Genomic DNA, 12,851 nt, shown 5'->3' on the forward strand with positions numbered 1-12,851 from the left:
CTCGACGGCTGTACAACGGGGAGATGACCACCTCTCCGCACTTCGCCGGCACCGACCTGCTCGACGAGCCGGTGGGGCGCGCTGACTCGACCCTGCCCGATGACGATGCGCGCGAGGTCGCCCGCATCCTCGGCGACGGCAGGCTCGCGTACGTCGCGATCGGTACGGCGCGCGGACCGCTGGTCACGCCGGTCCTGTACGGCGCCGCAAGTGGTGCCCTCTGGGTCCTCACCAACCGGCACGCGCTCAAGGCAAAGGTGTGGCGTCGCCGGCCACGCGCAGGCTGGACTGTCGTGAGTGGGGACACGGCGGTCGTCTTCGCCGGCGACGTGACCCTGTTCTCCCTGCAGGACGCCCGGGCGATCCTGGCCCGACCGCTGGGACTGGCCGCCGTACCTCCGGCGGTCCTGTCGTGGGCGTGTCGCAACCCGCGCCAGGTCGCAGGGTTTGCCTGGGACACCATCGCGCACCCGACCCGAGGCATGCCCCAGGACTTCGTGCTCGTCCGGCTCCAGCCCACCAGCGCGACCATCGTGCGCGACGCAGGTGATCGACACGGAGTCCCGGCGCCGGCCGCCCCGCGGATCGCTGCTGCGATCCCCGACGACCTTGCCGGGCTGGCCGGGTTGCCCACCGGGGTCCTGGGGCTGGCGACGGCCGACGGACCGGTGGCGTTCCCGGTCCGCTGGGACCCCACCCGATCGGTTGCCCGGATCCCGGGAGGGCTGACGCCGCTGGCCGTGGCCGACGGCTCACAGGCCTGCATCACCTTCGACGAGCCCGTCCGTCTCCGGCCCACGGAGCAGCGTGGCATCGTCTTGCGGGGCACCGTCCACGCCGGCGTCGGCGCCGATGAGCTGATCCTCGACGCCTCGCGCGCCACCTACTGGGACGGCTTTGACGTCACGACGGTCGACATCGATGACTGAGTCGGCCCGGGAGCCAGTCAGTCGAGAGTGACCCGCAGCAGGAACCGATGCTGGTCACCGTCCTTGGTGACGGTGAGACCGGCCGTGTCGAGCGACTTCAGCTCCGTGCCCCCGGACGAGCCGGCGACCTCCTCGAGCCAGTCACCCGCGTCGAAGTCGGCGAAGGTCACGGTGATGGCCTCGTCGGGATCGGGCACGACGTCCTGGAAGCGTTCCGAGTCGCCGAGCGTCTCCTTCGGATCGACCAGCTCCTCGAGGTACGCGGCGTCGGGTCCGATCACGACACCGTCGTCGGTGCGACGGGATGCGACGAACTTCGCCGTCTCGGGGTCAAGCGTCGCGCGAAGCTTGGCCAGCGCGCCTTCGATCGCTGCCGCGTCGCCGGTGACGCGGGCCGCGATCGGCAAGGTCTCCGTCTTCCCGGACTCGACGGCACTGCCGAAGCCGTTCTTGCCTGCGAAGGCCACTGCCTCGCCCCCGAGGGCCTCCAGGTCCTTCGGCGTCAGACCGGTGGCCTTCTCGAATTCGGCCAGCAGATCCGCTTCCTCGTCGCCCATCCCGAAGAAGCTGCCCGAGCTCGAGACGGCTTCCTCGCCCCAGCCTTCGGCGAACCCACCACCGAACGCGACCGCCGTGTCGGCCGGGAGATCGGTGATCATGCGCTGCGCATCGGCGCCGTCGTACCGCCCGCCGAAGCCGGCGATCAGCGGGTCGCCGACAGCCTCCAGCTCGAGTGACCCGTCGTCGAAGCGCAGCACGCCGCCCAGTCCGGAGAAGTCCCTGAGCTGCTTCCTGAGGTCGTCGGACAGCTCGGGGCCGCCGAAGTTGAACTCGTCCTCGAAGTCGTCCCCGTACTTCTGCTCGTAGAACGCCTCCATGTCGTCGTCGAGCTTCTTCTGCTCGTCCGGGGTGAGGCTGTCGTAGTTCTCCATGCGCTTGTCGAGAGCCTTCTCCTCCGGGGAGCGCTCCGCGACCTGTTCCTCGAGGAGCGCTTCGAACTCGTCGTCGAGCTTCTTCCGCTCGTCGGGGGAGAGGTCGTCATAGTTGTCCATGCGCTCCATGAGCGCCTTCTCCTCTGCAGACAGCTCCGGAAAGTTGTCGCCGGAACCGTCACCGGTGCCTCCCGAGAGGAAGGCATCGTCCTCGAACCTCAGGACGCTCACGTAGGTCATCAGGCCGCTGACCGGATCGGCATAGCTCAGGGGAGACGCCACCAGGTAGAAGGCGACGAAGGGATTCTCCTCCGAGGCGTCCAGCAGGGCCGGTCCCGCCTCGGGGGCTGCGAACAGCGTGACCACACCCGCATCGCCGGCCGCGCCGGTGAGCTCGGTGTAGTCGGCGTCGTCGGCCAGCGTCGCGCGCCCGGCGGCGGTCGTGACCGCTTCCGCGATCTTGTCGGTCTCAGCGAGCACGGCCCAACCGTCGGAGACCGCGAACCCGAACTCGTCGCAGCTGCCGGCGATCTTCTTCAGGCCTGCCTCGGCCTTCTCCGGGTCATCGATCTGCACGACGGCGACGACCTCCGGCTTCTTGAGGGGTACGACGGCGAGCGCCGCCCGGTTGCCCGCCCACGACTCGAGGTCGTCGAAGTCGATGTCGCAGCCGCTGTCGGAGGTGACCTCGTCCACGAGCGACCGGCGCAGGTCGTCCTGGCTGCCGAGGTCGAGCTCCTTCTTCAGGGACGGGAACTTGCGCAAGGCGTCGAAGGCCGCGACCTTCTGGCCCCCGGGCGGATCGAGGTCCACCGCGATGTAGGCGAGGGTGCTGGCCGGGAGGGCCTCTGCGGGCTGAGGTCCCTGTGCAGCCCAGACCTGGACCGCCCATGCGCCGACACCGACGACGGCGCCGACTCCGACGACGCCCGCGACGGCAGCAGCCCGGCGGCGCGGCTTCTTCTCGGCGGGCGGGGGAACGGGGACGGCATCGGCAAGGCTCACCGGGTGACCGTAGGGGACTTCGCCGGTGTGGCACCGGGCTTTCAGTAAAGACCTCCCCAGATTCCGGGGTGTCGCGGCTCAGCTCCTGATCGCCCGTTCGGTGCCGAGTCGGGCCCGTGCAGCCGCCTTGATGCCGGCGTCCCGCGAGCCCGGGGCAGCGTGGACAGCGGAAGCCGTGCCCTTCCAGGTTCCGCGGATGCCGTGGTCGCGCTGCATCAGCTTGAAGTAGTCGACGACCTCCACCTCCTTGGCGCGCAGGGCGAGCTCGGTTGACGTGGAGGCAGCGGGCGCGTCGACGTCGGCCTTGATGGCTGCCGCCCGGGCGAGCTCGCGTGCGGTCTTCAACCGCTCACCGACATGGTCGGCCCAGGCTTCGTAGAAGGCGGCCCGCGCGGTCGACCCGTGCACCGGCTGGAGCTCCCAACGTCGCCGGCGGGCGTTCCAGACCTCGCGGGTGTCGGACTTGTGGGCGCCTGAGCGCAGGTGCGTGTCGCCGTCGGTGACCATCTGCGTGACCAGGGAGGCGTAGAGCGCCTTCACGATCGAGATGTCGGAGGGGAAGCCGTAGAGCGTGACGCGGGTGTTGCTGGTGTAGATCGCCACGCGCAGGTCGTTGGCCTGGGCGATCCCGAGCATCAGTCGGACGTAGCGCGCGAGCGATCGCTTGCCGGTCTCTCCGATGAGCACCGTCTCCCAGGACGGGTCCTCGCGTCGTTCCTCGACACTGGCGGTGGCGCGCGCCACGGCCAGAGCGATCTGGTGGCGTGTGGCCAGGGCCTGCGCCTTGCTGAAGAACGCGTCGCGTTCAGCGGTGTTGGACGTGCGTTCGGCCTGGCGCAGCAGTCGGCCGATCCGCAGCAGGGTGCGGTCCTCGTCGTCGACCCCGGTGTCGAGCCCGTTGAGCCGGTAGGCGGTGTGCAGCAGGTCCGCCAGCACGGGCATGCCGATGTCCTCGAGCAGCCGCAGGAACGTCGTACGGAAGGTCTTGTCGTGGCCGGCACCGCCACTGAGGTGGTGCGCCACCTCATGGAGTACGACGGCCGCCCGCAACGACCACGCGCCGCCGACCTCGCGCGGCGGGATGGCCATGACGCCCCGCAGCGGCAGCTCATCGCGTTCGTAGTGGGCCTGCCGGTGGCCGCGCCGGGCGCGCACGGCGACCGGAACGCCGGCGAGATCGAGACCAGCCCCGTCGTCATAGCGGCTCTCGGCGGCGAGAAGGTGCGCGAGCACCCGGTCGACGAACTCCTGGACGTGCCCGGGGTCGGTGAAGCGGGGCTCGGTCTCCGGCTCGAAGGCCTGTTGCGTGCCACCCACCTGGATCCGCAGGGGCTCGCCGGGTCGGCGACTGGCTTCGTCGAGCCAGCTCGCGAACAGGTCCTCCGCGGCGTAGACGTCCCGGGTCTCAGGCATGGAACAAGGTTGTCAGGCGGCGCCGACAACCGCCGATCCCTGGTGGCTGTCGCGCAGGTCGACGAGCTCGGTGATCGCCTCGACGAAGCGCACCGTGCTGTCGCCGACGCCGTTGTCGTCGAAGTAGTGGTGGCGCATCGCGGCCCGGGCGATCCGGTGCTCGTCGTGCTCGAGCCGGTCGCTGAGCAGCTCGGTGAGCTCGGCCATGTTGTCCACGTCGAGGACGTCGGCGCACCGGCTGACCGGTACTTCCTGGCGCAACCGTTCGGCGTCGTGGTGCCGGTCGGTGATCATGATCGGCTTGTCGGTCTGGAGGTAGAGCCAGTCGAGACCGACCGACGAGACATCGGTGATCATCGCGTCGCACCCGGGGAACACGGCGAGGATGTCGCCCTGCCAGATGGCGGCGTGGCCGGCTTCCGGGTCGCGCTCGGCGGCCCGCTCGATCAGGTCGAGGACGGCCTGGTGTCCCTCGCGGATCGCGGGGGTGAGGCTCGAGGTGATCTTGGGGTGCGGCTTGTAGACGAGGCGCACCCCGTCGACGGCCAGCACCGACGCGGCGATCTCGGCCCCGAACACGTCGACCGACGTGTAGTCGTTGTACTCCGCGTCGCCCTCCCACGTCGGCGCGTAGAGCACGGTGCGCCGCTCGGTGCGGGGGAGCAGGGGAGCGGGGCGCAGGTCGAGCTGGGGGCGGCCGATCCGGACCAGGCGCGACTCGTCGAGCTCCATCAGCGCGGCGCGGTGGCGCTGCACCGCGGCCTCGCCGGCGACGAAGACGCGGTCGTAGGCCTTCGCGTTGTTCGAGACCATCGAGTGCTTGTCGCTCTCGCCGTGGTTGATGTGCACGTGCAGCATCCGACCGTCGAGCAGCGAGTTGAAGTTCCACATCGAGTTGTTGCAGTACACGACGACCTTGGCGTCCAGGTCGTCGTACAGCTGCGCGAGGTCGGCAAAGCCCGGCGCGAAGTACACCGGGAGCGAGGTCCGCTCCTCCACGATCGCCTGGGTCTCCGCGTTCCGCGTCAGGATGCCGACGGGATGGGTCGCATCGAGCCGCTCCAGGACCGGAATCCACTGCAGGAGCTGGTAGACCCGGGTCGGGTCGTCGGCGAAGTAGGCGATGACGTGGGGTTGCTGCACCAGCCGATGTTACGGCCCGAAACGGTGCGGGAACGAACCGGCGACCTCTTGCCAATGTTGCGTTTGGGTAACCTCGCCCGGTGCCTCTTGTCCGGCTGCCCGTGCGCCGTCTCCTGAACCGTTCCGTCCATGCTGTCTGGCGGTGGGTCGAGCAGGTCGGCGACGTCGCTCCGGGCACCGATCTGGCCGACGGGTTCGGTCGATTCGGGCGGGGCAGCTGCCTCGGCTTCCCCATCGCCACGGTGTACGGCGCCAGCGCCATCCACGTCGGCGAGGACACCCTGATCGGGCGTTTCGCCACCCTCTCGGTCGGTTACGGACCGACGCAGGCGGTGCTGCCCACGCGCGGGCTGGTGATCGGCGACCGGTGCGTCCTCGGCGCCCGGATCTGTGTCACGGCGCACGAGTCGATCACGATCGGGGACGACGTGTGGTTCGGCCAGGACGTGTTCATCTCGGACGCCAGCCATGGCTACCAGGACCCCGACGTCCCGGTGGGCCAGCAGTTCGGAGCGCACCAGCCGGTCAGCATCGGCTCCGGATCCTGGATCGGGCACGGGGCGATCATCCTTCCGGGCGCGACCATCGGGCGCAACGCCGTGGTGGCGGCAGGTTCGGTGGTTCGAGGCACGGTGCCGGACCACACCGTCGTGGGAGGCGTTCCCGCCCGTGTCATCCGGCGGCTCGAACCGGGCGTCGGCTGGATCGTGCCGACCGCTAAGGTGGAGGCCTCCCACCCCGCTTCGTGAAGGACCCTGATGACCGCCTGGCTGTTGCTGGGACTTGCCATCCTCCTGATCGTGGCGTGCGGCCTCTTCGTCGCCGCCGAGTTCGCGTTCGTGACCGTCGACCGCGGTCAGGTCGACCGCGCTGCCGACCAGGGTGATCATGCGGCGATCGGCGTGCAGAAGGCGCTGCGCTCGTTGTCGACCCAGCTGTCCGGCGCGCAGGTCGGCATCACGATCACCAACCTCGCGATCGGTTTCCTCGCTGAGCCAGCCATCGCCGAGCTGCTGCGCGACCCCTTGCGCAGCGCAGGGGTCTCCGAGGGTGCCGTCTCACCGGTCGCCGTGGGCACCGGCCTGGTCCTGAGCACGTTCTTCACGATGCTGGTCGGCGAGCTGGTCCCGAAGAACGTCGCGATCGCGCTCCCGATGACCACTGCTCGCCTCACCCAGCGGCCGATGCGTGCCTTCACCGCTCTGGCCGCCGGCCCGATCAAGGTCCTCAACGGCAGCGCCAACGCCATCGTCCGACGGCTCGGGGTCGAGCCCCAGGAGGAGCTGCGTTCCGCACGCAGCTCGACCGAGCTCGCCTCGCTGATCCAGCGCTCCGCCGACGAAGGCACGCTCGACGCCGACACGGCCGAGCTGATGGAGAGATCCGTCGAGTTCGGCACCCGCACAGCGGGGGAGATCATGACCCCTCGGGTGCGGACCCGGTCGCTGGAGGCCAACGACCGCGCCAGCGCGGTCATTGCCCTGGCCCGCGAGTCCGGCAACTCCCGGTTTCCCGTGCTCGACGAGTCCGACACGGTCGTCGGAACCGTGCACGTCAAGAACGCCGTCGCCCTGCCGTTGCACGAGCGCGCGACCACCAAGGTCAAGCACCTGATGGCCCGGCCCATCGTGGTCCCCGATTCCCTGCGACTGGATCCGCTGATGGCCCTGCTGCGCGCCGACGGGTTCCAGATGGCCATCGTCCTGGACGAGTACGGCGACCATGCCGGCATCGTGACGCTCGAGGACGTGATCGAGGAGATCGTCGGTGACATCGCCGACGAGCACGACCGGCTGGGCAGTCGCGGACGCCTGCGACGCGACGGCACCTGGTCGCTGTCCGGCCTGCTGCGCCCCGACGAGGTCGAGGACCTCACCGGTGTCGAGCTGCCGGAGGGCGAGGACTACGACACGGTCGCTGGCCTGGTCCTGCAGGTGCTCGGCCGGATCCCGGAATCGGGCGACCGGGCCGTCGTACCCCTGGCACCCGAGGGTGAGGACGACGACGAGCCGGCTCGACGGGCGGTGCTGACCGTCGACCACATGGACGGGCTGCGCATCGACCGGATCTCGCTGCGCGTGGAGGCCATCGATGAGTGACGCCGCTGCCATCCTGCTCGCCGTCTTCCTGCTGGCCGCCAACGCGTTCTTCGTCGGTGCCGAGTTCGCCCTGATCTCTGCACGTCGCAGCCAGATCGAGCCCCGGGCCCAGGCCGGTTCCCGGATGGCGAAGATCACGCTGGCCGCGATGGAGCGGGTCTCGCAGATGATGGCGGGCGCGCAGCTCGGCATCACGATCTGCTCACTGGGCCTCGGCGCCGTGGGGGAGCCGGCCCTGGCTCACCTGATCGAGCCCGTGTTCCACGAGCTCCACGTGCCCGATGGATGGTTGCACCCGGTCGCCTTCGTGCTCGCGATGACCATCGTGGTGTTCCTGCACGTCGTCCTCGGCGAGATGGTGCCCAAGAACCTCGCCATCGCCGGCCCCGATCGTGCGGCCCTGATCCTGGGCCCGCCGATGTACGGCATCGTGCTGGTGCTGCGTCCGGTCATCGTGGTCATCAACGCCTTCGCGAACGGCATCCTGCGGCTGCTCCACATCGAGCCCAAGGACGAGATCGGCAGCACCTACACCCGCGAGGAGGTGGCCGCGCTGGTCGAGGAGTCGCACGGTGAGGGTCTGCTCGCCGAGGACGAGTACGGCCGCCTGGCCGGCGCGCTCGGCTTCACGGAGAAGACGATCGCCGAGGTGGCCATGAGTCAGGACTCCCTGGCCACCGTCGTGCGCGGCTCCACCGGCGCCGATGTGGAGGCCATCTGTGCGGCGACGGGCTTCAGCCGCTTCCCGGTGGTGTCCGACGACGCCGAAGGGCCCGGCGAGCTGATCGGGTACCTGCACATCAAGGACGTCCTGGAGCCCGACGAGGAGCGCCGCATGCGGCCGGTGGGCGACCGCTGGATCCGTCCGTTCGCGACCGTCACGCCGGACACGCCACTGCACGACGCGCTGGAGGTCCTCCAGCGCCGTGGATCCCACATGGCCCGAGTCGTCGACGCCGACGGTACGACGCTCGGCGTCGCGGCGCTCGAGGACGTGATCGAGGAACTCGTCGGCGTCATCCGCGATGCGGCGCACTCCGACGAGCAGGCGGCCAACTAGGGTGGCGATCGTGGGTGCACCCGAGACGCGCGACGAGGCTGCCGCGGGCCGTCAGGTGCTGACCGTTCCCAACGTGATCAGTGCCTCACGGCTGCTCGGCGTCCCGCTGTTCCTCTGGTTGGTGCTCGGTCCCGAGGCCGATGTGTGGGCGCTGGTCGTCCTCATGGTCGCTGGCGGCACGGACTTCCTCGACGGCTGGCTCGCCCGCAAGCTGAACCAGCAGTCCGAGCTGGGCCGCCTGCTGGACCCGGTCGCTGACCGGTTCTACATCCTGGCCGTGGTGATCGGTCTCGCCCTGCGTGACGTGATCCCGTGGTGGGTCGCGGCATCCCTGCCGTTGCGCGACCTGCTGCTGTGGGGCCTGGTGCCGCTGCTGCGGACCCGTGGCTACAGCGCCCTGCCGGTGCACTTCCTGGGCAAGGCCGCGACCTTCAACCTGCTCTACGCCTTCCCGTTGCTGTTCCTGGGTGACGGCGAGGGCACGGTCGCCACGCTCGCGCAGATCTTCGGCTGGTCCCTCGCGCTGTGGGGGATCGGCCTGTACTGGTGGGCCGGCGTCCTGTACGCGTGGCAGGTCCGCAAGCTGCTGGCCACCACCGAGCGGCGCCCACGTGGGGCGGGCTCGCGTGGCTGACACCATCGACCGGACACGGACCCCGCTGCTGACCCTGATCACCCTGGAGGCGCTCGACCGCGACTACCAGGCGGCTGCGTCGAGGCGCGGTCCCGACACCCGCGAGGGTCCCGGCTCGCGGGTTGCCGTCGTCCTCGTGGTGGCGGCCTTCGCGATGCTGGTCACGGTCGCCGCGGTCCAGACCTCGCAGAACGCCGATGTCGACGACGCCAGCCGGGCCAGCCTGATCTCGCGGATCGAGTCACGCCGTGCGGTCGTGGGTGACCTGCAGGCCGACATCGCTGACCAGCGCTCCGCGAACACCGCTGCTGAGGCGACGCTGCGGTCCCTGGGCTCTCGCTATGGCGACACCCGGGCGGACGCGACCGCGGCGGGTGCCCTCACGGGTTTCGAGCCGGTCACCGGTGACGGCGTCCGCGCCATCCTGGACGACCCGCCCGACGCCGGCGAGGACGACGAGGTCGTGCGCGATGCGGACCTCGCGCTGCTGGCCAACGCGTTCTGGGCGGCGGGCGCCGAGGCGATCTCCATCAACGGCCAGCGGCTCTCTCCGGTGACCGGTATCCGCAACTCCGGCGAACCGGTCGAGGTCAACGGAGTCGGGATCGCGCCGCCGTACACGATCCTGGTCATCGGCAACCAGCGCACCCTTGCGGCCAACTTCGTCGACACGTCCAGCGGCCTGGCGTTCCTCGCGCTGAAGGACCAGTACGGCTTTCCGTACGGCATGGACAACGAGGACGACCTGCACCTTCCGGCGGCACCCGCATCCCTGCGGGGGCTACGGTCGGCGACGGTGCTGACCAATCCCAAGATCGAAGGAGGTGACGCGCCGTGATCGCCGTTCTCGGTCTGTTGGTCGGGGTGACCCTCGGCTTCGTGCTGTCGCCCGACGTCCCGCAGTCACTGGAGTTCTACCTCCCCATCGCCGTGGTCGCCGCACTCGACGCCGTCTTCGGCGCGCTGCGCGCCTACCTCGACGGCATCTTCGACGACAAGGTCTTCGTCGTCTCGTTCCTCAGCAACGTCGTGATCGCGGCCGGGATCGTGTACCTCGGCGACCGCCTCGGCGTCGGCGGTCAGCTCTCGACCGGCGTCATCGTCGTCCTCGGCATCCGGATCTTCACCAACGCCGCCGCCATCCGGAGGCATCTGTTCCATGCCTGAGGAGAGCCCTGCCAGCACTGCTTCCGAGCGCCTCCGGCAGGCGCTCCTCCGGCCGTCACGCAAGCAGATCGTTGCTGGGCTGCTGCTGGCGATGCTGGGCTTTGCCGCCGTCACGCAGGTACGAGTCACCGGGACCGACGAGACGTACGCCGGCCTGCGGCAACAGGACCTGATCGACCTGCTCGACGGACTGGCGGGCACCCGCCAGCGCGCCGAGGCCGAGGTCGACCGGCTGGAGGACGTCGCTACCGACCTGCGCGACGACTCCACGAAGCGGCAGACGGCGCTCGACCAGGCTCAGAAATCGGTCGACAACCTCAACATCCTGGCCGGTCTCGTGCCCGTCACCGGCCCCGGCATCCGGGTCACGATCACCGAGGTCGACGGCCGGCTGAGCCTGGCTTCGCTGCTCGACACGATCCAGGAGCTGCGCACCGTCGGCGCCGAGGCGATGTCCATCAACGGCACCGTACGGGTCGTGGCGCAGACGTCCTTCGCCGAGACCGAGGGTGGATTCGCTGTCGACGGGGAGCAGGTCGAGGCGCCGTACGTCATCGATGTGATCGGCGAGCCCGGCGTGCTCAGGGGGGCGCTCACCTTCGCGCTGGGACCCAAGAAGCAGATCGAGGAGGACGGCGCGCGGATCGAAGCGCGGGAGCTGAAGGCGATCGACATCGAAGCTGTCGCGCGACGCGACCGGCCTCGATACGCCGCGCCTGATCAGGGGCAGTAATCTTCTGGACATGACGAACCCCGCCGAGCTGAAGTACACCGTCGAGCACGAGTGGCTGCGTGAGCCCGGAGAGGTCGCCGGGTCCGTCCGGGTCGGCATCACCGACTTCGCCCAGGAGGCCCTCGGAGACATCGTCTACGTCTCCCTTCCCGAGATCGGTGCTGCGGTGAGCGCCGGCACCCCTTGCGGAGAGCTCGAGTCGACCAAGTCGGTCAGCGACGTCTACGCACCGGTCACCGGCGAGATCGTTGCGGTGAACGAGGCGCTCGACGCGACCCCCGAGCTGGTCAACAACGATGCCTACGGCGCTGGCTGGCTCTTCGAAGTCATCCCCGCGGATCGCAGCGAGCTCGACGGATTGCTCGACGCGTCCGCATATGAGGCACAGCTCGACACCTGATCGGGTACGTTCGTCATCGACCAATCCGGACCCTTCAAGGAGCCCCCCTGATGCCGTTCTGCACCGCCTGTGGTCGGCAGAACCCCGACGATGCGCGGTTCTGTTCCCAGTGCGGAACCCGCCTGGTCGAGCAGGACGCGGCGGCACCCGTCGTCAGCGACGCGACCGCCACCATCCAGTTCGGAGCCGGCGCTGCCGCCGATCGCGTGGAGACCTCTGACCGCGCGCTCAGCGCTGTGGACGCGGCTGCGGTCGACGCGCTGCCCAGCGGGCACGCGCTGCTGGTCGTCCAGAAGGGTCCCGGCTCGGGGAGCCGGTTCCTGCTGGACGCCGACGAGGTGAGCGCCGGACGTCACCCCGAGAGTGGCATCTTCCTCGACGACGTCACCGTCTCCCGCCGTCACGCCGTCTTCCGTCGTGATGGAGCGACCTTCACCGTCGAGGACGCGGGCAGCCTCAACGGCACCTACGTCAACCGCGACCGGATCGAGAAGACGCAGCTCACGGACAGCGACGAGGTCCAGGTCGGGAAGTACCGCCTGGTCTTCTTCTCCGGTCACGAGAGCCTCTGAGCATGGCCGTGGCCCTTGCCCGCGGTGAGCGGGACCCCCTGCTCAACATCGGGCAGGTCCTGGAAATGCTGGAGCCCGACTTCGGCGGCCTGATCAGCATCTCCAAGCTGCGTGGCCTCGAGGACGACGGGTTGATCAAGCCGGACCGCACGGCGGCCGGCTACCGCAAGTTCTCCACGGCCGATGTCGAGCGGTTGCGCTACATCCTGCGGATGCAGCGTGATCACTACCTGCCGCGCCGGGTGATCCGCGAGCACCTCGACGCGATGGACCGGGGCCTCGAGCCGCCGGCGCCCGACCCCGTCGTGCCCACGGTGCCCAAGGTGGCCATCGGAGTCGACGGTCTGCCCGCGCCCGAGTCGTTTCGTCGTACCGACAAGTTGCGACTCTCGCGCAAGGAGCTCATCAAGGTGGCAGAGATCGACGAGCAGCTGCTCGGACAGCTCGAGGACTTCGCGCTGATCACCCCCTCGGCCACCGGGCACTACGACACCGACGCCCTGGTCATCGCACAGACGGCCCGCGAGCTCGCCGACTTCGGCATCGAGCCGCGCCACCTGCGTGCTTTCCGGACCGCTGCCGACCGTGAGGTCGGGCTCATCCAGCAGGTCGTCGCGCCGGTGCGCGGCGGTCGCGACGCAGGAGCCAACGCCCGGGCCGAGGAAGCGATCAGCGAGCTCGCCGCTCTTTCGGTGCGGCTGCACGCGACCCTCGTCAAGGCCGGGCTGCGCCGCATCTGATCCGGGCTCGCGCGCTGCGCTGCG

Annotated in this window: 14 protein-coding genes; 11 read left to right on the forward strand and 3 right to left on the reverse strand. The window is 69.6% G+C overall.

All coding sequences use genetic code 11. From position 1 onward, the window contains the following. Positions 1–23 precede the first annotated feature (23 nt). Positions 24–929 carry a hypothetical protein gene (locus ASD84_RS23445; RefSeq protein ID WP_056716537.1) on the forward strand — a complete coding sequence of 302 codons (906 nt, stop codon included), beginning with the start codon at positions 24–26 and terminating at the stop codon, positions 927–929. Positions 930–946: 17 nt separating this feature from the next. Here ASD84_RS23445 and ASD84_RS23450 read toward each other — a convergent pair whose 3' ends face one another. The 3 genes from ASD84_RS23450 to ASD84_RS23460 all read right to left on the reverse strand — a co-directional run bounded on the left by ASD84_RS23450 (position 947) and on the right by ASD84_RS23460 (position 5,422). Then, complete coding sequence (locus ASD84_RS23450; protein ID WP_056716540.1) at positions 947–2,866, reverse strand: DUF3106 domain-containing protein; 1,920 nt, start codon at positions 2,864–2,866, stop codon at positions 947–949. A 78-nt stretch (positions 2,867–2,944) separates the two neighbouring features. Beyond that, positions 2,945–4,279 carry a TIGR04338 family metallohydrolase gene (locus tag ASD84_RS23455; protein ID WP_056716543.1) on the reverse strand — a complete coding sequence of 445 codons (1,335 nt, stop codon included), beginning with the start codon at positions 4,277–4,279 and terminating at the stop codon, positions 2,945–2,947. Positions 4,280–4,291: 12 nt separating this feature from the next. Then, positions 4,292–5,422: a CDP-glycerol glycerophosphotransferase family protein gene (locus tag ASD84_RS23460; protein WP_056716547.1), complete on the reverse strand. Its 1,131-nt coding sequence runs from the start codon at positions 5,420–5,422 to the stop codon at positions 4,292–4,294. A gap of 80 nt (positions 5,423–5,502) precedes the next feature. On the opposite strand from ASD84_RS23460, the gene ASD84_RS26135 reads away from it, so the two are divergent. The 10 genes from ASD84_RS26135 to ASD84_RS23510 are packed head-to-tail and all read left to right on the forward strand — an operon-like array spanning position 5,503 to position 12,827. Continuing rightward, positions 5,503–6,171, forward strand: a complete 669-nt coding sequence (locus ASD84_RS26135; RefSeq protein ID WP_056716551.1) for an acyltransferase — start codon at positions 5,503–5,505, stop codon at positions 6,169–6,171. A 9-nt stretch (positions 6,172–6,180) separates the two neighbouring features. Beyond that, positions 6,181–7,521 carry a hemolysin family protein gene (locus ASD84_RS23470; RefSeq protein WP_056716554.1) on the forward strand — a complete coding sequence of 447 codons (1,341 nt, stop codon included), beginning with the start codon at positions 6,181–6,183 and terminating at the stop codon, positions 7,519–7,521. After that, positions 7,514–8,581: a hemolysin family protein gene (locus ASD84_RS23475; protein WP_056716557.1), complete on the forward strand. Its 1,068-nt coding sequence runs from the start codon at positions 7,514–7,516 to the stop codon at positions 8,579–8,581. Before ASD84_RS23470 ends, ASD84_RS23475 begins: the two co-directional genes overlap by 8 nt. A gap of 10 nt (positions 8,582–8,591) precedes the next feature. After that, positions 8,592–9,215, forward strand: coding sequence for a CDP-alcohol phosphatidyltransferase family protein (locus tag ASD84_RS23480; protein WP_056716897.1), 624 nt, complete (start codon positions 8,592–8,594; stop codon positions 9,213–9,215). Further along, positions 9,208–10,053 carry a DUF881 domain-containing protein gene (locus ASD84_RS23485; protein ID WP_056716559.1) on the forward strand — a complete coding sequence of 282 codons (846 nt, stop codon included), beginning with the start codon at positions 9,208–9,210 and terminating at the stop codon, positions 10,051–10,053. The genes ASD84_RS23480 and ASD84_RS23485 overlap by 8 nt, the downstream gene beginning before the upstream one ends. Then, positions 10,050–10,382 (forward strand): small basic family protein, encoded by a 333-nt coding sequence (locus ASD84_RS23490; RefSeq protein ID WP_056716562.1) that lies wholly within the window; start codon positions 10,050–10,052, stop codon positions 10,380–10,382. Before ASD84_RS23485 ends, ASD84_RS23490 begins: the two co-directional genes overlap by 4 nt. Further along, entirely contained in the window at positions 10,375–11,115 is a 741-nt protein-coding gene (locus tag ASD84_RS23495; protein ID WP_056716565.1) for a DUF881 domain-containing protein, read from the forward strand. The genes ASD84_RS23490 and ASD84_RS23495 overlap by 8 nt, the downstream gene beginning before the upstream one ends. Positions 11,116–11,125: 10 nt before the next feature. Then, the gene (gcvH, locus tag ASD84_RS23500; protein WP_056716567.1) at positions 11,126–11,515 is read left to right on the forward strand and encodes a glycine cleavage system protein GcvH; all 390 of its coding nucleotides are present in this window, start codon (positions 11,126–11,128) and stop codon (positions 11,513–11,515) included. A gap of 50 nt (positions 11,516–11,565) precedes the next feature. Beyond that, complete coding sequence (locus ASD84_RS23505) at positions 11,566–12,087, forward strand: FHA domain-containing protein (protein WP_056716570.1); 522 nt, start codon at positions 11,566–11,568, stop codon at positions 12,085–12,087. A 2-nt stretch (positions 12,088–12,089) separates the two neighbouring features. After that, complete coding sequence (locus ASD84_RS23510) at positions 12,090–12,827, forward strand: MerR family transcriptional regulator (RefSeq protein WP_056716571.1); 738 nt, start codon at positions 12,090–12,092, stop codon at positions 12,825–12,827. The last annotated feature ends 24 nt before the right edge of the window (positions 12,828–12,851 follow it).

The organism is Nocardioides sp. Root682, assembly GCF_001427795.1.
In the GTDB taxonomy this organism is placed as follows: Bacteria; Actinomycetota; Actinomycetes; order Propionibacteriales; family Nocardioidaceae; genus Nocardioides.

Excerpts from the sequence above, each read along its gene's own strand:
- ASD84_RS23455 (WP_056716543.1), bottom strand. The coding sequence starts at position 4,279 with ATGCCTGAGACCCGGGACGTCTACGCCGCGGAGGACCTGTTCGCGAGC.
- ASD84_RS23505 (WP_056716570.1), top strand. The coding sequence starts at position 11,566 with ATGCCGTTCTGCACCGCCTGTGGTCGGCAGAACCCCGACGATGCGCGG.
- ASD84_RS23475 (WP_056716557.1), top strand. The coding sequence starts at position 7,514 with ATGAGTGACGCCGCTGCCATCCTGCTCGCCGTCTTCCTGCTGGCCGCC.
- ASD84_RS23495 (WP_056716565.1), top strand. The coding sequence starts at position 10,375 with ATGCCTGAGGAGAGCCCTGCCAGCACTGCTTCCGAGCGCCTCCGGCAG.
- ASD84_RS23445 (WP_056716537.1), top strand. The coding sequence starts at position 24 with ATGACCACCTCTCCGCACTTCGCCGGCACCGACCTGCTCGACGAGCCG.
- ASD84_RS23470 (WP_056716554.1), top strand. The coding sequence starts at position 6,181 with ATGACCGCCTGGCTGTTGCTGGGACTTGCCATCCTCCTGATCGTGGCG.
- gcvH (WP_056716567.1), top strand. The coding sequence starts at position 11,126 with ATGACGAACCCCGCCGAGCTGAAGTACACCGTCGAGCACGAGTGGCTG.
- ASD84_RS23510 (WP_056716571.1), top strand. The coding sequence starts at position 12,090 with ATGGCCGTGGCCCTTGCCCGCGGTGAGCGGGACCCCCTGCTCAACATC.